Annotated in this window: 16 protein-coding genes; 13 read left to right on the top strand and 3 right to left on the bottom strand. The window is 59.5% G+C overall.

All coding sequences use genetic code 11. From position 1 onward, the window contains the following. Positions 1-1650, bottom strand: a 1650-nt coding sequence (locus IE038_RS21985; protein WP_189396279.1) for a retention module-containing protein, incomplete at its 3' end; no start/stop codon positions are given. A 347-nt stretch (positions 1651-1997) separates the two neighbouring features. On the opposite strand from IE038_RS21985, the gene IE038_RS21980 reads away from it, so the two are divergent. The 7 genes from IE038_RS21980 to IE038_RS21950 all read left to right on the top strand — a co-directional run bounded on the left by IE038_RS21980 (position 1998) and on the right by IE038_RS21950 (position 10795). Then, positions 1998-3350 carry a TolC family outer membrane protein gene (locus IE038_RS21980; protein ID WP_163939182.1) on the top strand — a complete coding sequence of 451 codons (1353 nt, stop codon included), beginning with the start codon at positions 1998-2000 and terminating at the stop codon, positions 3348-3350. Between the two features lie 43 nt (positions 3351-3393). Then, complete coding sequence (locus tag IE038_RS21975; protein ID WP_189396278.1) at positions 3394-5550, top strand: type I secretion system permease/ATPase; 2157 nt, start codon at positions 3394-3396, stop codon at positions 5548-5550. Then, the gene (locus IE038_RS21970; protein ID WP_163939184.1) at positions 5540-6913 is read left to right on the top strand and encodes an HlyD family type I secretion periplasmic adaptor subunit; all 1374 of its coding nucleotides are present in this window, start codon (positions 5540-5542) and stop codon (positions 6911-6913) included. Before IE038_RS21975 ends, IE038_RS21970 begins: the two co-directional genes overlap by 11 nt. 190 nt (positions 6914-7103) lie before the next feature. Then, on the top strand, positions 7104-8003 hold the full coding sequence (locus IE038_RS21965; protein ID WP_189396277.1) for a TauD/TfdA dioxygenase family protein: 900 nt from the start codon (positions 7104-7106) through the stop codon (positions 8001-8003). A gap of 20 nt (positions 8004-8023) precedes the next feature. Continuing rightward, the gene (locus IE038_RS21960; protein ID WP_163939186.1) at positions 8024-9043 is read left to right on the top strand and encodes an ABC transporter substrate-binding protein; all 1020 of its coding nucleotides are present in this window, start codon (positions 8024-8026) and stop codon (positions 9041-9043) included. 5 nt (positions 9044-9048) lie between these two features. Next, complete coding sequence (locus tag IE038_RS21955; protein WP_163939188.1) at positions 9049-9912, top strand: ABC transporter ATP-binding protein; 864 nt, start codon at positions 9049-9051, stop codon at positions 9910-9912. A 16-nt stretch (positions 9913-9928) separates the two neighbouring features. Further along, complete coding sequence (locus IE038_RS21950; RefSeq protein ID WP_163939189.1) at positions 9929-10795, top strand: ABC transporter permease; 867 nt, start codon at positions 9929-9931, stop codon at positions 10793-10795. 1 nt (position 10796) lies between these two features. Here the strand turns inward: IE038_RS21950 and IE038_RS21945 are convergent, their stop codons facing one another. Beyond that, complete coding sequence (locus IE038_RS21945; protein ID WP_163939191.1) at positions 10797-11807, bottom strand: helix-turn-helix transcriptional regulator; 1011 nt, start codon at positions 11805-11807, stop codon at positions 10797-10799. 205 nt (positions 11808-12012) lie between these two features. Between IE038_RS21945 and IE038_RS21940 the strand changes: the two genes are divergently transcribed. From IE038_RS21940 to IE038_RS21915, 6 genes are all read left to right on the top strand, one after another. Continuing rightward, positions 12013-12831: a tetratricopeptide repeat protein gene (locus IE038_RS21940; protein WP_189396276.1), complete on the top strand. Its 819-nt coding sequence runs from the start codon at positions 12013-12015 to the stop codon at positions 12829-12831. Between the two features lie 92 nt (positions 12832-12923). Continuing rightward, positions 12924-13376 (top strand): MarR family winged helix-turn-helix transcriptional regulator, encoded by a 453-nt coding sequence (locus IE038_RS21935; protein WP_163939195.1) that lies wholly within the window; start codon positions 12924-12926, stop codon positions 13374-13376. Beyond that, positions 13373-15463 (top strand): FUSC family protein, encoded by a 2091-nt coding sequence (locus IE038_RS21930; RefSeq protein ID WP_163939197.1) that lies wholly within the window; start codon positions 13373-13375, stop codon positions 15461-15463. The genes IE038_RS21935 and IE038_RS21930 overlap by 4 nt, the downstream gene beginning before the upstream one ends. After that, on the top strand, positions 15460-15672 hold the full coding sequence (locus tag IE038_RS21925; protein WP_163939199.1) for a DUF1656 domain-containing protein: 213 nt from the start codon (positions 15460-15462) through the stop codon (positions 15670-15672). Before IE038_RS21930 ends, IE038_RS21925 begins: the two co-directional genes overlap by 4 nt. Further along, positions 15669-16544, top strand: a complete 876-nt coding sequence (locus IE038_RS21920) for an efflux RND transporter periplasmic adaptor subunit (RefSeq protein WP_163939201.1) — start codon at positions 15669-15671, stop codon at positions 16542-16544. Before IE038_RS21925 ends, IE038_RS21920 begins: the two co-directional genes overlap by 4 nt. Further along, complete coding sequence (locus IE038_RS21915; protein WP_163939203.1) at positions 16541-17986, top strand: efflux transporter outer membrane subunit; 1446 nt, start codon at positions 16541-16543, stop codon at positions 17984-17986. The genes IE038_RS21920 and IE038_RS21915 overlap by 4 nt, the downstream gene beginning before the upstream one ends. Before the next feature lie 5 nt (positions 17987-17991). Here IE038_RS21915 and IE038_RS21910 read toward each other — a convergent pair whose 3' ends face one another. Then, the gene (locus IE038_RS21910) at positions 17992-18741 is read right to left on the bottom strand and encodes a slipin family protein (protein ID WP_189396275.1); all 750 of its coding nucleotides are present in this window, start codon (positions 18739-18741) and stop codon (positions 17992-17994) included. Between the last annotated feature and the right edge of the window lie 2 nt (positions 18742-18743).

Raw genomic sequence — 18743 nt, 5'->3', positions numbered from 1 at the left:
GTTGTAGACGTCATCAACGTTGGTGTTCGGAACCTCCAGGGTACCTTTACCACTGGCATCCACATTCACGGTGTAGTCCGTACCGCCAACATTGACGGTCAGGCTCGTCGCGCCCTGTGGCGGGTTGCTCAGCTGGAAGTTGAAGGTGACGTTGGTATCGCCTTCTTTCGCCGGATCCGCGGTGACCGCCACGGTGGTGGCGTCGAGGGTGTCCTTGACCTCGGCAGTGCCCGTGGCACTGGTCAGGTCGGTCGCTTCGTAGTTGCCGCCATTGACCGCCGTAACGGTCGCGGTGAGGCTGCTGCCATCGGCATAAACGTCTTCACCGTTGGTGTTCGGAACCTCCAGGGTGCCTTTACCGCTGGCATCCACGTTCACGGTGTACTCGGTACCACCGACGTTGACGGTCAGGGTCGTTGCACCTTGTGGCGGGTTGCTCAGCTGGAAGTTGAAGGTGACGTTCGCATCGCCTTCGTTCGCAGGGTTGGCGGTTACCGCCACGGTGGTGGCGTCGAGGGTGTCCTTGACCTCGGCAGTGCCCGTGGCACTGGTCAGGTCGGTCGCTTCGTAGTTGCCGCCATTGACCGCCGTAACGGTCGCGGTGAGGCTGCTGCCATCGGCATAAACGTCTTCACCGTTGGTGTTCGGAACCTCCAGGGTGCCTTTACCGCTGGCATCCACGTTCACGGTGTACTCGGTACCACCGACGTTGACGGTCAGGGTCGTCGCACCTTGTGGCGGATTGCTCAGCTGGAAGTTGAAGGTGACGTTCGCATCGCCTTCGTTCGCAGGGCTGGCGGTTACCGCCACGGTGGTGGTGTCGATGGTGTCGGTGATCTGGGTGACCGCAGGCGTTGTGCTTGGAGTAACCACCAAGCCACCACCGCCACTGGTACCAGTGATGGTGGCAGAAATTTCACTCGCGTCGATGTACACCGTGTCATTCGGCGGAATTTCCACGTTGACGCTGCCGGTCAGTTGGCCAGCGCTGATAACGATCACCTGGCCATTGGACAAGGTGATGGTCAGGTCGGTCAGTGGCGCTTGAGTCAGGGTCGCCGTGTACGTCAACACGCCGCCAGCTTCAGTGATGGTCGGGGTAGCGGTAAGGGTCAGATCGGCGGCACGCAATGGCGTGGTGGCATCAGCCGCCGTATTAAGCACCAGCGGGCCTTGCTCTTGCTGGACAGTGGCTGTCTGGAAGGCCAAGCCTGCGGTAGGAAAGCCGATGGTTGGATCGACTGATGCAGCGGTCTCGTCAAGCATCACGAAGCTGTGGCCACCACCGACTGCACCGCCACCACCGCCAGCCGCAGTAGGACCTGCCGCCGTGGCTTCCAGTTCGGTGGTCGGGTCAGCACCGGCCGCGATCGCTTGTTGCAGCTCATCAACCGACGGGGCTTGTTGCGCCGTAGCCTCAGCCAGATCAGTGCTGCTGTCCGGCGCATCAGCACTCCACTGCATATCGCGCCCGAGATCGAGCGTGCGGCCATCAGCCAGCTCCAGCGTTACGGCACCGGCCAGGCCGGTCAGTACCTGCTCGCCGACGAACAAACGGTCGCCTTCGATGAGTACACGTTGAATCCCCTCTGGGGAAACCGCGATTACTTGACCAACAATGCTTTTGACAACGGCAACAACACTGCTCATAAGACTCTCCGGACTACCCGTTCAAATTGGCTTCCATGCCCGAGCGACGCTGACTTGCCGCAATCAGATGGAATGTTCTGTGAGGCGATTTTGACACCCGAAGCGTCAAAATAATGACTGCATCGCCTGGCTATTTACTTTATGCCAAACTATTGACCTTCTAGTCGCCATCCTAAACAATCGGCTACGTAATGTCACATTGATATTTGAACGGTTACCAGTCTTCCTTCGTACGATCCTAGTAGCATCTCGGAGATTTCCGACGTAAGGTCAATACGGTTGCCATTATTAAATGCGGCAAGGACACTTGCTGTGATTTGGGACAAGAAGTCCCTGGGAAAAAGTAAATGCGTTCGATCCTTTTGACTGCTCTTCCTTTCACCCTTGCCGCCAGTTTTGTTCAAGCGCAAAGCCTGCCGGAAGCTATGCAGCGCGCCATCGAAGTCCACCCGGAAGTTCAAGCTGGCGTTAACAGCCGAACCGCCGCCGACTACCAGCTGCGCGCAGCCCAAGGCGGCTACCTGCCACGTGTTGATGTGCTGGCAGGCTATGGCCGTGAAGGCACCGACAGCCCGAGCACCCGCATTGGTAACCGTAGCAACGATTGGGAAACTCTCAACCGTGGCGAAGCCAGCGTGCGTCTTCGACAAATGGTCTTCGACGGTTTCGCCACGTCCAGCGAAGTCGGTCGTCAACAAGCCACTGTCAACTCCCGCGCCTATGCCCTGATGGGTACTTCCGAACGCACGGCACTCAACGTGGCCCAGGTGTACCTGGACGTGCTGACCCGTCGAGAGATGGTGCGCCTGGCTGAAGACAACCTGCGCAGCCACGAACGTATCTTCGATCAAATCAAGCTGCGGACTTCCCGTGGCGTTGGCCGTCTGGCCGATATGGATCAGGCCGAAGCCCGTCTGGCCCAGGCTCGCAATAACCTGATCACTGAACAAACCAACCTGGCTGACGCACAAACCAACTACCTGAGCGTGGTCGGTCAAATGCCAGACGAAATCAGCACACCGCCTGCCTTCATCGACATGCTGCCAGCCAGCCTGGATGAAGCACGCCAGCAAATGCTGGAGAACAGCCCAATCCTGCGCTCGGCAGAGTCCGATATCGCCGCTGCAGAGAAACAGTACGACGCCGCAAAATCGTCGTTCTACCCGCGATTCGATGCTGAATTGGGCCGCAGTGCCGATAACAACATTGATGGTGTCACCGGTCATAACAATGACTGGCAGGCCATGCTGCGCATGAGCTTCAACTTGTATGCTGGTGGCAGCAACAAGGCCGATCTGGAATCGAAGTCTTATCAGGCCAACCAAGCACTGGATATTCGTAACAATGCCTTGCGCCAGCTCAATGAAGAATTGGGCCTGGCATGGAATGCTATGAACAACGCCAATGCTCAGGTACCGATTGCCCAGCAGTATGTTGATTACAGCAGCAGTGTTCGCACGGCCTACCAGAAGCAATTCAGCCTGGGCGAACGCACCCTGCTCGACTTGCTCGATAGTGAGAACGAACTGTTCACGGCCCAGCGCCGCCTGGCAGACGTTAAGAACAGTCAGCAGTTTACTCAGTATCGAATCAAGGCGACCATTGGCCAACTGCTCAAGAGCCAAGGCGTTGTAGCGCCAATGGCTACCGTTGTACAAAACGACATGAAGCCTCAGGTAAACCTGCCCGGCCTGAACTGAGGCCGGCCCTCATGTCCAACCGAATTAGCTAAGAGAATGCCGCGTGGAATCAGAAGTCAGTCGAGTCCAGCTCACCCATGATCCACGCAGCCAGCACGACGATCCGTTGCTGGACAGTCTGCTGTCGCTCTGTGTGTTGCACCAGAAACCTGCCAGTCGGGCGATGCTCACCACAGGCTTGCCGCTGCCTTCGCAGCGGTTGAGCCCGGAGCTGCTGCCTCGCGCCGCAGCTCGCGCCGGCTTGCAGGGCCGCTTGCTGCAACGCAAGCTGGAGCAAATCCCCAACATCGCCATGCCGGCGATGTTGCTGCTCAAGGATGGCCGCAGCACGGTCCTGCTCGGTTGGGAAAACGAAAATACTGCACGCCTGTTGCTCAGCGAGAGCGATGGCGGTGAGGTGCATGTCAGCCGCGAAGCGCTGCTGGCCGATTACAGTGGCCGGGTATTCTTTGCCCAGCCGCAACATAAATTCGATGTCAATCATGGCAACCTGATCCCCAGGGCACGCTCGTGGTTCCGTGACACCCTCAAGCGCTCGCGCTGGCTGTACGCCGACGCCATCGCCGCCAGCCTGGTCATCAACCTGATCGCCATGGCCGCCCCACTGTTCGTGATGAACGTCTATGACCGCGTAGTACCCAACCAGGCCACCTCTACCCTGTGGGTGCTGGCCATCGGCATTACCGGGGCCTACTTATTCGACCTGATCCTCAAGGGGCTTCGTAGCCTGTGCCTGGACCTGGCCGGAAAAAAGACTGACCTGATCATCTCTGCCACGCTGTTCGAGCGTATTGTCGGCATGGCGATGAAGTACCGCCCGGCACGGGTCGGTAGCTTCGCCCAGAACATCCACGAGTTTCAGGGCCTGCGCGACTTTCTCGCGTCACTGACCCTGACCAGCCTGATCGACCTGCCGTTCACGCTGTTGATCCTCCTGGTGATCGCCATCATCGGTGGTCACCTGGTCTGGATTCCCATCGTTGCCTTCCCGCTGGCCTTGGGCATCGGTCATGCGCTGCAAAAGCCACTGGTCGCCACTCTGGAGCGCACCATGGCACTGGGCTCCGAGCGCCAGTCCAGCCTGATTGAAACCCTCGCCGGGCTGGATGCGGTCAAGGTCAACAACGCCGAAAGCGAACGCCAGTACATGTGGGAGCAGACCATTGGTACGCTCAGCCGGCTGGAACTGCGGGTCAAGGTGTTGTCGGGCCTGGCCATGAACATCACCCTGCTGATCCAGCAGTTGGCCGGTGTGGCGTTGATCTGCTTCGGCGTCTACCAGATCATGGACGGCCACCTCAGTATGGGCGGCCTGATCGCCTGCTACATGCTCAATGGCCGCGCCATGGCCCCCCTGAGCCAACTGGCCGGGTTGCTGACCCGCTACCAGCAGGCCAAGGTCACCATGGTCTCGGTCGACCAGATGATGGAGCTGCCTCAAGAGCGCAACTTCGAAGAGCGCCCCCTCAGCCGCCAGGTACTGCAAGGGGCCATCGAGTTCCGCGGGGTGGATTTCACTTACCCGAACCAGCAGAACGTCGCGCTCAAGGGCATCAACCTGGTGATCAAGCCCGGCGAGAAGATCGGCATCATCGGCCGCAGCGGCTCAGGCAAGAGTTCGCTGGCCAAGCTGATTGTCGGCCTCTACGAAGCAGACGCCGGCTCGCTGCTGATCGATGGCGTGGACATTCGCCAGATCGACGTCAGCGAGCTGCGCCACAACATTGGCTATGTTCCTCAGGACATCCAGTTGTTGTCCGGCACATTACGCGACAACCTGGTCAGCGGCGCCCGCTACGTTGAGGATGAAATGGTCCTGCAAGCCGCCGAGCTATCTGGCGTGCATGAGTTCGCCAGGTTGCACCCACAGGGCTATGAGCTCCAGGTCGGTGAGCGCGGTCAGAACCTGTCCGGCGGGCAACGACAGAACGTTGCATTGGGCAGAGCCTTGCTGTTGAACCCGCAAATCCTGTTGCTGGACGAACCGACCAGCGCCATGGACAACACGGGTGAGGAGCGTCTCAAGCAGCGCCTGCAAGCCGTTATCGAAAACAAGACCATTGTACTGGTCACTCACCGTGCGTCGCTGTTGTCACTGGTCGACAGGCTTATCGTGGTCGATCGCGGACAGATAGTCGCGGATGGCCCGAAAGCCTCCGTAATGGATGCGCTGAAGAAGGGGCAGATCAGTGTTGCTTAAGTCTGGAGCAGGTCGCATCAAGGACGTTCTGAGTAACTACTTCAAAGGCTCGGAGTCGTTCCACGGGCAACCGTTGCCTGAGGTCAACAAAGCCCTGATCGAGGATGCACCGCGCATTGTGCGGCTGACCATCTGGGGGGTCATAGGCTTCTTCCTGTTCATGGTGCTCTGGGCCAACTTCGCCATCATTGATGAAGTCACCCGGGGCGATGGCAAGGCCATTCCGTCCTCCAAACTTCAAAAAATCCAGAACCTGGAAGGCGGTATCGTTGCTGAAATTTATGCACACGAAGGCCAGATTGTCGACGCCGGCGCACCACTGCTGCGCCTGGACGATACCCGGTTCGTGTCCAACGTTGGCGAGACCGAGGCCGACCGTTTGGCCATGACCCTGCGCGTAGAGCGCCTGAGCGCCGAGGTCGAGGACCGCCCGCTGCACATCGCCGATGAAATCCGCAAAGCCGTGCCTAATCAGGCCAACAACGAGGAATCGTTGTACCAGAGTCGGCGCCAGCAGTTGCAAAACGAGATCGGCGGCCTGCAGGAGCAACTGGTACAGCGCCAGCAAGAGCTGCGCGAGTTCAGCTCCAAGCAGGCGCAGTACCGCAACAGCCTCCAGTTGCTGCGTCAGGAAATCAACATGTCCGAGCCGTTGGTGTCCCAGGGCGCAATTTCCCAGGTCGAGGTTCTGCGCCTCAAGCGGGCCGAGGTGGAAAACCGGGGCCAACTGGATGCGACCTCTCTGGCGATCCCGCGTGCCGAGTCCGCCATCAAGGAAGTCGAACGCAAGATCGAGGAAACCCGTGGCAAATTCCGCAGCGAGGCGCTGACTCAACTGAACGAAGCCCGCACGGACCTGAGCAAGGCCCAGGCAACCGGCAAGGCACTGGAGGATCGGGTCAGCCGTACGCTGGTTACCTCACCAGTGCGCGGCATCGTCAAGCAACTCTTGGTAAACACCATTGGCGGGGTCATTCAGCCGGGAAGCGATCTGGTCGAGATCGTGCCGCTGGATGACACGCTTTTGGTAGAAGCACGGATTCGCCCGCAAGACATCGCTTTCCTCCACCCTGGTCAGGACGCCATGGTGAAGTTCACTGCCTATGACTTCACCATTTATGGCGGGCTGAAAGCCAGACTGGAGCAGATCGGCGCCGACACTATCACCGATGAAGACGGCAACACGTTCTATGTGATCAAGCTGCGTACTGATCGCAGCCACCTGGGCACTGACGAGAAACCGTTGCTGATTATCCCCGGCATGGTCGCATCGGTGGACATCATTACCGGTAAGAAAAGCGTGTTGAGCTACTTGCTCAAGCCAATCATCCGGGCACGGGCCGAGGCCTTGCGCGAGCGTTGAGCGGGCTGCACTGTCCCTAATATGCTTATTCAATAAAGATATTTAAATTAATCTTCTTATAGCCATATAGTTAATCCCCTGCGTACACGCCGACCAATCGGTGCGCCGCACGACACGAACCAACACGGAACAGCCGTGAGTTTCTGATCGATGCGCGCACCCTTGGACGCGCACTGCGTGGGAGTGAACTATGCCTGTGGCCTCAATAGCGTTGTCAGCAAACGACAGCGCACAACAGCAAACCTTCGAAATTCGTCCTTTTTCCGGTGCAGTAGGCGCTGAGATCATCGGCCTTGATCTGAGCCTAGCGATCAACGGCGAAGACTTTGCCCGCATTCACCGGGCCCATCTGGACCATCACGTACTGGTCTTTCGTAACCAGCACATCACCCCCGAGCAGCACGTCGCGTTCAGTCGCCGTTTTGGCGTACTGCAAATCCATGTGCTCAAACAGTTCCTGCTGGCCGGGCACCCGGAAATCCTGATTGTCTCCAACATTGTCGAGGATGGGAAAAACATCGGCTTGGGCGATGCCGGCAAGTTCTGGCACTCAGACCTGTCGTACAAGGAACTCCCCAGCCTGGGCTCAATGCTGTATGCCCAAGAACTCCCCGGTGAAGGCGGCGACACCCTGTTCGCAGATATGCACAAAGCCTGGGACGGTCTGCCTGAGGCCTTACGCAAGGCTGTTGAAGGACGTAGCGCAGCGCACTCCTATACCGCGCGATACAGCGAGACCAAGTTCGAAGGTAACTGGCGCCCAACCCTGACTGCCGAGCAACTGGCGCAGGTACAGGAAGTGATTCACCCAATCGTCCGTACACACCCGGAAAACGGGCGTAAGGCGCTGTTTGTCAGTGAAGGCTTCACCACCCGAATCATCGGCCTGCCGGAAGACGAAAGCCGGCAGATTCTCGCCGAGCTGTATGCCCACAGCGTGCTTGAGCACAACATCTACCGCCATCAGTGGCAGCCTCACGACCTGGTGTTCTGGGACAACCGCTCCCTGATCCATCTGGCAGCCGGCTGCCCGAGTCACCTGCGCCGAAAACTGCATCGCACCACCATTCAGGGCGACGCGCCCTTCTAAGACCGATCAAGGAGCACAGCATGAGTAACGCTATCAGCCGCCTCGCGGCAAGCATTGGCCTGGGTCTTAGTCTGATTGCCGGCAGCCTGGTGGCACCGACAGCGGCACAGGCCGAAGGTGAAATCCGCATCGCTGAACAATTCGGTATCGTCTACCTGCTGCTGAATGTGGTACGCGATCAACAGTTGATCGAAAAACACGGCAAGGCACAGGGAGTCGACATCAAGGTTGATTGGACCCAACTTTCTGGCGGTGCAGCCATCAACGACGCACTGCTGTCCGGCTCGGTGGATATCGCAGGGGCCGGTGTTGGCCCGCTGCTGACCATCTGGGACCGCACCCAGGGGCGGCAGAACGTCAAGGCCGTCGCCTCTCTGGGCAACTTCCCCTATTACCTGGTCAGCAGTAATCCGAATGTGAAGACGATTGCCGACCTCAGCGAAAAGGACCGTATCGCCCTGCCTGCCGTGGGCGTTTCGGTGCAATCGCGCTTCCTGCAATACGCGGCAGCCAAGCAATGGGGTGACAAGGAGTACGCCCGCCTGGACAAATTCACTCTGGCGGTCCCTCACCCTGATGCCACTGCAGCCCTGCTGGCCGGGGGCACCGAGTTGAACGCGCACTTCTCCAACCCGCCGTTCCAGGATCAGGTGTTGGCCAACCCGAACGTGCATGTGGTGCTCAATACCTACGACCTGCTAGGCCCAAACTCGCCGACCGTGCTGTTTGCTACTGAAAAGTTCCGCAAGGACAACCCCAAGACCTACAAGGCTTTCGTTGACGCACTGGCCGAAGCCGCAGACTTCGCCCAAAACGACAAGGCTGCAGCCGCCGACACCTACATTCGGGTGACCAAGGCAAAAATCGACCGCGAAGCCCTGCTCAAGATTATCGACAACCCTCAATACGAGTTCAGCGTCACGCCGAAGAACACCTATCCGCTGGCCGAATTCCTCTATCGCGTCGGCGCCATCAAGCATAAACCCGAATCCTGGAAAGACTATTTCTTCCAAGATGAGAAGCCACTGCAAGGGAGCTGAACCCGATGAACGCTCATTTGCAAGGCCACACGGTCAGCAATCTGCAGGCTGTCGCCACGTCGCCGTTGCTGCATGTCGATAACGTCAGCCTTGAGTACCGCACCGCGCAACGCGTGGTGCGCGCCACTCACCACGTCAGCTTTGAAGTGGGCAAGGCCGACCGCTTTGTCCTGCTGGGCCCCTCGGGCTGCGGTAAATCGACCCTGCTCAAGGCGGTGGCCGGTTTCATCGAGCCTCAGGAAGGGACGATTCGCCTGCAGGATCAGGCCATAAAGGGGCCTGGTCCCGACCGTATTGTGGTGTTTCAAGAGTTCGACCAGCTTCCACCCTGGAAAACCGTCAAACAGAACGTCATGTTCCCGTTGCAGGTTTCTGGCACGTTGCCGCGTCAAGAGGCCGAGCAGCGTGCGCTGCACTATCTGGAAAAGGTTGGCCTGGCAGCCTTTGCCGACGCCTACCCACACACCCTGTCCGGCGGCATGAAAGCGCGGGTGGCCATCGCACGCGCCCTAGCAATGCAGCCAAAGATCCTGCTGATGGACGAACCTTTCGCAGCACTCGACGCACTGACCCGGCGCAAGATGCAGGAAGAGCTGTTGCTGCTCTGGGAGGAGGTGCGTTTCACGCTGCTGTTCGTCACCCACTCAATCGAAGAAGCATTAGTGGTGGGCAACCGCATTCTGCTGCTGTCGCCACATCCAGGACGAGTACGTGCCGAAATACACAGCCACCAGTATGGGCTGCATAGCTTGGGCGGCAGTGAGTTCCAGGCCTCGGCACGGCGCATCCATCGGCTCCTGTTTGATGAAGAGCAAGCGCAAAATCAAGTATTTGATCTTGATTTCACCGATGTTCGCATCGCCTACTGACCTGGAGCACACCACCATGACCACCCCTTCCAGCGTACGTCAGGAATATGAAATCACGCTGGAGCCGCTGCTCAGCGTGCCCTTGGAGCGTGAGCTTCCAATGGTCCAGCGACTCTGGCAACACAGCAGCTTGCGCAAAGGCTTGATCCTCTTGTTGCTGGCCCTGGTCTGGGAAACTGTTGCCCGCTATCAGGCTAACGACCTGCTCCTGCCCAGCTTTGTCCAAACCTCTCGGGCCTTGTTGGACGGCCTGCTCAGCGGAGAGCTGCCAACCAAAGTCGGCGTTTCGCTGGTTGTATTGCTCAAGGGCTACCTGCTGGGCATTATTCTGGCCTTCGGCCTGACCAGCCTGGCAGTTTCGACACAGTTCGGTCGCGATCTGCTCAGTACCTTGACCTCAATGTTCAATCCCTTGCCCGCCATTGCCTTGCTGCCTTTGTCGCTGCTCTGGTTTGGCCTGGGCGACAACAGCCTGATTTTCGTGCTTGTGCATTCGGTGCTCTGGGCTCTGGCGCTGAACACCTATGCCGGCTTTCTCGGCGTATCGGAAACCCTGCGTATGGCTGGGCGTAACTATGGCCTGCGCGGCCTGCGCCTGGTTCTGCATATCCTGATTCCAGCCGCGCTGCCATCGATTCTTTCAGGGCTGAGAATTGGCTGGGCTTTTGCCTGGCGCACCCTGATTGCGGCCGAGCTGGTCTTTGGCGCAACCAGCGGCAAGGGGGGACTGGGTTGGTACATCTTTCAGAACCGCAACGAGCTATACACAGACAAAGTATTCGCCGGCCTGGCGGTGGTCATCCTGATCGGGTTGCTGGTGGAGAGCCTGGTGTTCAATAGCCTGGAACGGATCACCATCAAGCGCTGGGGCATGCAGCGCTGATTCACACCGTTTGATACTGGGCAGCGGCCTTGCCCAGGGTTTCAGCAATTTGCTGGCGCAGGGTGGTGGGCTGTTCAACGATCAAGCCATCACCCTGACTCAACAGCCACCAGCGCAACTGCCAGCTATTGCTGACCGTAGCCCGCAAGCGATGTCCTCGCTCCAACGGCGTCAGGCTCATGTCCGCCGACAAGGGCGTTTCACGTACCAGGCGCGCCAAACCATCGCTCACCCAGGCATGCAGTTCGATCTTGTCCGTCTGCCCGAATTGCAGGGCATCGCTGCGTAGATACACCTGCAGGTCGAAATCCTCCAGACCCTCAGTGGCACTGCTGAGGATGCTGACCTTACGAAAGCGATGAACCGCAAACTGGCGAATATCGCTGTAGGGGTCAGCCCTGGCAATCAGGTAACTGACCTGACCACGCTGAATCAGCGCCAGCGGGTTGAGTGTCATCTCGCTGAGTTTGTCGTTGTGTGCCGAGTAGTACTGGCACTTCAACTGATACTCCTCCAGTAATCCCTTCTGCACCGTTTCCAGAATACTGTCGGGCACCTCGGGCGCCTGCATGTTCATGTCAGGGCGAACACTGGCGACCTTGTCGAGCCAGCGCGCAGCCTTGTTCGCACCGGAGAGGTGCTCAAGCTTTTGCCGAGCATGGCTGAATCGCGCATCAAGCACCTTGAGCATGCTTCCCGGTAGCAGAGGCCGTACCGCTTCTTCGACCAATGCCAGGCTCAAGGCTTCGCTGATGCTCAAGCCACGCAGCTCGACACAGGCATTTGCTGCCCAGTGCCATCCATAGGGAATACTCTTGTCGTTGCGCTCCAGCGGGAAGATCAGCGACAGTTCGTTGAGGTCGCGCTCGATGCTGCGCTTGCTGATGGAGAAGCCTGCGTCCTGCAATCGAGCGACCAGCTCTGCACTAGTGGTACCTGGGGGACGGCTGGGTAGTTGACGCAAAAGTTCCCATTGGCGGCTGAGTGTGGCGCGGGTAGTAGCAGAAGGCAAAAGGTGGCGTCCTTGTCTAGGCTTGCACACTAGCATGGCGCCCGCCAACGGATATGGCAATTGGCCATTCATTCAACCAGATCAAGGAAGAGCTGTTGAATCGCTTCATGATGATTGTTCGCGACAGGTTTTGTCGTTGCCTTACGCAGAATCACATCCCATCACCCCCGCTATCGGTACTGCGGGTGGTCCAATGAGGATGAACATGTCTGCTATCAGCAATATCTATCCCTTGCTAGCGCGCCTGTTGCCCCCGCGCATTACGCCGGCCCCCGGACGCCCCGGCCACTTGCTGCGCCTCTACGCCGGGGTTGGCATGCCCAGCCAGCGGGCAGCGCTGGGTGACAGTTTCAGCCTGATCAACTGCCTGGATGAGGCCGCCGACCTGCAGGCGGTGTATACCGACCTGCGCAGCCAGGCACTGGAAGGCAGCATTTCGGCACTCAATGACCTCGGCTGGATCTGGCTCAATGGCAAGTACTGGAGAGCTGACCCAACGTTGGCCGGTCACCTGTTGCGCATGGCCGCCTTGCAGGGCAATGCGACGGCATGGTTCAACCTGGCCCAGCAACACTACTTCGGCAAAGGTGTGATGGTGAGCTACGCCTGTGCAGCCGAGTATTACCAACATGCCTTCGAGCGCGGTTTAGACCTCGCGGCAGCGGCACTCGGCGATCTGTACGAAGAAGAGGTCTGCGATACCCATGTGCAGGACTGGCAGGTCGATCCACAGCGGGCCTATCAATGGTTCATGCGCGGCGCCCAGCGTGGTGATGCACGTTGCCGTTTTGAAGTCGGTTATCGGCTGTTGCATGGTCAACAAGTCGAAGTCGACACCAAGGCCGCACTGTACTGGCTGGAACTGGCCGCGGTAGCCAAGGTGGTACAGGCCGCTGAGGAGTTGGCCATCCATTTCAGCCTGTCGAACGACACCTTGCGCTACCTGTTCTGGCGCGATCAGGCTATTGGCCTGGGCAGCAACCTGGCGTTGACCATGAAGCTGGATGATCAGGTGCGCTCCTGAAACCACTGAGCATGTGCCTCTTGACGTCTGGGGTGATGATCGAAGAATATTGATAGTTAGCAAACTATGAATATTCTTACGACCCTCATCCAATGAATCTCGACGCACTGCAACTCAACATCAGCAGCGGTATGGTTGCAGCGGGTCGGCACTGGCGACGGATCTGCCAGGCCACGCTGGCTGGCTACGGTATCTCTGAGGCCTGCGCGGTTCCACTGCTGTTGATCGTGCGTCTGGGCGACGGTGTCCATCAAGTCAAGGTGGCCCAGGCTGCCGGGCTGGAAAGCCCATCGCTGGTTCGACTACTCGATCAATTGTGCAGCGCCGGCTTCGTCTGCCGTACTGAAGATCCTCTCGACCGTCGCGCCAAAGCCTTGAGCCTTACCGCCAGTGGCCGAGCCTTGGCCGAGGCCATCGAGGGCGAACTGGTGCGCTTGCGCCGAGAGGTAATGGCGGATCTTCCCGCAGCGGACCTTGAGGCGACTCTGCGGGTGCTAAGGGCCTTTGAAGAAGCGGCACAACGTGCCCCGGGGCTAACGACATGAGCACCTTCTTCAGCTCAATGCCACCTGCACGCGACTGGTTCTACGGGGTGCGAACTTTCGCCGCCTCGATGATTGCCCTCTACATCGCCCTGCTCATGCAATTGCCACGCCCCTACTGGGCCATGGCCACGGTCTACATCGTTTCCAGCCCTTTCGTCGGACCGACCAGTTCCAAAGCCCTGTACCGGGCCACGGGCACCCTGCTCGGTGCGGCGGGCGCCGTATTCCTGGTGCCACTGCTGGTGCAGACACCCGTGCTGCTGACGGTTGCCATTGCACTCTGGACCGGTACCCTGCTGTTCCTCTCCATGCACCTGCGCACCGCGAATAGCTACACCCTGATGTTGGCCGGGTATACCCTGCCCATGATCGCCCTGCCGGTGGTCGACAACCCGCTGGCCGTGTTCGACATCGCGTCCTCGCGGGCTCAGGAGATTTGCCTGGGTATTGTCTGCGCGGCAGTGGTCGGTGCCGTGTTCTGGCCGCGCCGACTGGCCCCTGTAGTCGTGGGCGCAACCGGCAACTGGTTCGCTGAAGCCCGTCGCTACAGTGACACGTTCCTCGCCCGACAGGTCTCGACGGAAACCGTCAGTACCCTGCGCGCCTCGATGGTGGCGACCTTTAACTCGTTGGAAATGATGATCGGCCAGCTGGCCCATGAAGGCGCGCGACCACAAACGGTAAAGAACGCCCGCGAACTGCGTGGTCGCATGATTCACCTGCTGCCGGTGCTCGACGCACTGGACGACGCGCTGCTGGCGCTTGAGAAGCGCGCACCAGCCCAGGCCGAACAACTTCAACCGGTGCTGCTGGAGGCCCGAGACTGGCTACAAGCCAGCACCGAATCAGCACCATCGGAACGCTGGTCGGCCCTGCGCACGACACTGGAAAACCTGCAGCCCGACGCTGCAGCGCTGGACAAGCGGCCCCTGCTGCTGCTTTCCAACGCCCTGTATCGCCTCACCGAATGGGTCGATCTTTGGCAAGACTGCTGCAGCTTGCAACAAGCCATCCGGACCGAGGACCTCTCGCCTTGGCGCGCCGTTTATCGACACTGGCGGCTGGGTCGGCTGACGCCGTTTTTTGACCGAGGCTTGATGCTCTACTCGGTGTTCTCGACCGTGACTGCGATCCTTGCCGCCACGACCTTGTGGATCCTGCTGGGCTGGAACGATGGCGCCAGCGCAGTCATTCTGGCAGCGGTAGCCTGCAGCTTCTTCGCCGCCATGGACGATCCGGCGCCACAGATTTATCGGTTCTTCTTCTGGACCACACTGTCAGTCGTGTTCGCCAGCCTTTACCTGTTTCTGGTACTGCCCAACCTGCATGATTTCCCCATGCTGGTACTGGCCTTCGCGATTCCATTCATTTGCGTCGGCACCCTGACCGTGCAGCCTCGTTTCTACCTGGGTACCTTGCTGACCATCGTCAACACGGCGTCGTTCATCAGTATCCAAGGGGCCTACGACGCCGACTTTCTGACCTTCATCAACGCCAACCTGGCAGGTCCCGTTGGCCTGTTGTTCGCCTTTATCTGGACCCTGGTAGTACGCCCGTTCGGAGTCGAACACGCCGCCCGACGGCTAACACGGTTCAGCTGGCACGACATTGTCGGCATGACCCGCCCCGCCACACTGGCCGAGCACCGCAGGCTTGGAGTGCAAATGCTCGACCGCCTGATGCAGCACCTGCCACGCCTCGGCCAGACCGGGCAGGACACCAGCGGTGCCCTGCGTGACTTGAGGGTTGGCCTGAACCTGCTCGATCTGCTGGCCTATATGCCCCGTGCTTCAGCCCAGGCTCGAGAGTGTCTTGAACAGGTTGTCACCGAAGTAGGCGCGCATTTCCAGGCCTGCCTGAACGCTCGTCGTCGCCTGCACCCGCCCGAACTGCTGCTCACCAGCATGGAACGCGCTCGCCAGGCACTCAACGTGCAAAGCATGGGCGAGCTGACCGACGCCCGCCTGCATCTGCTGCATGCCTTGAGCGGCTTGCGCCTGGCCCTGTTACCAGGCGTGGAAGTCATGCTTGATCCGGCGGCCAACCCACCTCAATTGCCCTATGGCATCGACGGAGCCCCCCTGTGATCGGTGACCTGGATATCAGCGGGGTTTTCCTGCCCACGCTGCTCGTGATGATGCTGGGGACATACCTGCTGTTTCTAGGCGTACACACCGTGCTGACACGCGTGCATTTCTATCGTCTGGTCTGGCACCGGGCGTTGTTTAACGTCGCCCTCTACGCCGTACTGCTCGGTACGGTCGATCATTTCTTTCGAAGCCTGATGCTGCCATGAAGAAACCTTTATTAACCTTGGGCCGCATGGTCCTCACGCTGTTGGTTGTGACACTGGCGACCGTACTGGTCTGGCAGATGGTGCTGTACTACATGTTCGCACCCTGGACCCGTGACGGACACATCCGCGCCGACGTGATCCAGATCGCGCCGGACGTCTCCGGGCTGGTCCAGGAGGTCAGCGTGCGTGACAACCAAGTGATCAAACGTGGCGATGTGCTGTTCACCATCGATCAGGACCGCTTCCGCCTGGCATTACGCCAGGCCCAAGCCACACTGGCAGAACGCAAGGAAACCCTGGCCCAGGCACAACGTGAAGCCAAGCGTAATCGGGGGCTGGGCAACCTGGTCGCCCAAGAGCAACTGGAAGAAAGCCAGTCACGCGAGGCCCGTGCACAGTCGGCTCTGGCCGAGGCCCAGGTGGCGGTCGATGCGGCACAGCTCAACCTCGACCGCTCGGTGCTGCGTAGCCCAGTGGATGGCTACCTCAATGACCGCGCCCCACGTGCACACGAATTCGTCAGTGCCGGGCGCCCAGTATTGTCGGTGGTAGATAGCAACTCCTACCACGTCGACGGATACTTCGAGGAAACCAAGCTTTCCGGCATTCAGGTTGGCCAGGCGGTGGACATTCGTGTCATGGGCGACAACACCCGGTTGCGCGGCCATGTACAGAGCATTGCCGCTGGCATCGAAGACCGCGACCGCAGCAGCGGCGCGAACCTGCTGCCCAACGTCAACCCTGCGTTCAGCTGGGTACGTCTGGCACAACGGATTCCGGTGCGAATCGCCTTCGATCAGGTGCCAGACAACTTCCGCATGATCGCCGGACGCACTGCCACAGTCTCCATCATCGAGGGCCGCGCGCCATGAAGCGGGTGGCAATGCTGAGCATCAGCCTGGTGCTGTCGGCCTGTCAGATGGTCGGCCCGGATTACCACTTACCCAAGGACGCGGCGATCAATCGCAGTGACCTACAGGGTACGCTGCGCAGCGATGCCGACAGCGTGGTTTCCGCGCCAGTGCCCGGCAACTGGTGGCAGTTGTATCGTGATGATCGCCTTGACCACTTGGTACGTGACGCCTTGGCTGCCAATACCGAGCTGCGAGTGGCTGCCGCTAATATCGCTCGTGCCCGCGCCCAGGTCGAGGAAGCACAAGCCCAGGGCGGCTTTCACGCGGGAACGAAACTCGGCGCCCAGCGCCTGCAGGAATCCGGCGAGGCGTTCCTGCTGCCGGAAAAAGTGCCCGTGGCCAATATTGGCGAAGCGATTCTCAGCGCATCCTATCAGTTCGACCTGTGGGGCACCCTCAAGCGCGGTGTAGAAGCCGCCCAGGCCAATGCCGATGCAACACAGGCCGCTGCTGACACTGCCCGAATCACGGTGGTCGCCGATGTTGTGCGCGCCTACACCCAAGTGTGTGCAGCCAACGAAGAGCTGCACATCGCCCAAACCTCACTGAACCTGCAAGAGCAAAGCCTGAGCCTGACCCAGCGCCTGCGCGATGCCGGACGGGGCGACGAAACCCAGGTCACTCGCTCACAGACCCAGTTCAAATCCCTTCGCGCTGAACTGCCGCGCTATGAAGCGGCACGCGAAGCCGGCCTGTTTACCCTGTCAATGCTGCTGGCCAAGCCCGTCGATCAATTACCGGCCGGCACTGCGACCTGTGCCGAACTGCCCCATATTGCCCAGTTGTTGCCAGTAGGTGACGGCGCCGCGCTGCTCAAGCGACGCCCGGATGTCCGCCAGGCAGAGCGTGCCCTTGCCGCCGCCACTGCTACTATCGGGGTCGCTACCGGCCAGTTGTATCCAGACATCAGCATTGGTGCTCAAGTTGGCACCATCGGCATTCTGGAAAACCTCGGCACACCGGCAACCAATCGCTGGGGGTTTGGCCCGCTGCTGACCTGGAACGTACCAACCAATGGTACTCGGGCACGCATTCGCGAAGCCGAGGCCTCGACCCAGGCCGCCCTGGCACGCTTTGACGGCGTAGTACTGAACGCCATCCGCGAAACCCAGACCAGCCTTGCCCAATACAGCGCACTGCTGGAGCGGCGTGATGCCCTGGCTGAGGCTGAGCGCTCGGCGCAGTTGGCCGCCGATCAAACACATCGCTTCTATCAGGCCGGTCGCGCTTCATTCCTTGCCGACTTGCAGGCGACCCGCACTTACACCGATATGCGTGCGCAACTGGCCGCAGCCAATACCCAGGTCGTCCAAGGACAAATCGGGTTGTTCCTTGCGTTGGGTGGCGGCTGGGAAAGCGCTGGCGACGCAAAAGCCGCGCAACCTTCGACGGTACACTGATGCCATCAGGTCTTATCCATCATCCCCTTGAACAGCTCCAACGGCAGCGGAAAGACGATGGTCGATGATTTGTCCCCGGCAATGCTGCCCAATGTCTGCATGTAGCGCAGTTGCATGGCGCCGGACTGGCGCCCCAGCATCTCGGCAGCCTGCATGAGTTTTTCCGACGCCTGTAACTCGCCCTCGGCGTGAATCACCTTGGCCCGCCGCTCACGTTCGGCTTCAGCTTGACGGGCAATGGCGCGAATCATCGACTCATTCAGGTCGACATGTTTGATCTCGACGTTCGCCACCTTGATGCCCCAGGCATCGGTCTGGGCATCAAGGACCTGGCGGATGTCCAGATTGAGTCGTTCTCGTTCAGCCAGCAATTCATCCAGTTCATGTTTACCCAGTACCGCACGCAGGGTGGTCTGGGCCAACTGGCTGGTCGCGGCGAAGTAATCCTCGACCTGAATGATTGCCTTTTGCGCATCCAGAACACGGAAGTAAAGCACCGCATTGACCTTGACCGAGACGTTGTCGCGGGTGATCACATCTTGTGGCGGTACGTCATGGACGACGGTCCTCAGATCAACCCTGACCATCTGTTGCACGCCCGGAATCAGCAGAATCAGCCCTGGGCCCTTGACCTGCCAGAAGCGACCCAACTGAAAGACGACGCCACGCTCGTACTCACGCAAGATGCGAAAGGCTGAGAACAATAACAGCATGATCAGCCCAAACAGCGCAGCAAAACCCAGTGGCAGGAACATAC

Source organism: Pseudomonas laurentiana, assembly GCF_014648275.1.
GTDB lineage: Bacteria > Pseudomonadota > Gammaproteobacteria > Pseudomonadales > Pseudomonadaceae > Aquipseudomonas > Aquipseudomonas laurentiana.
This window is presented reverse-complemented; position numbering and strand designations above follow the sequence as displayed.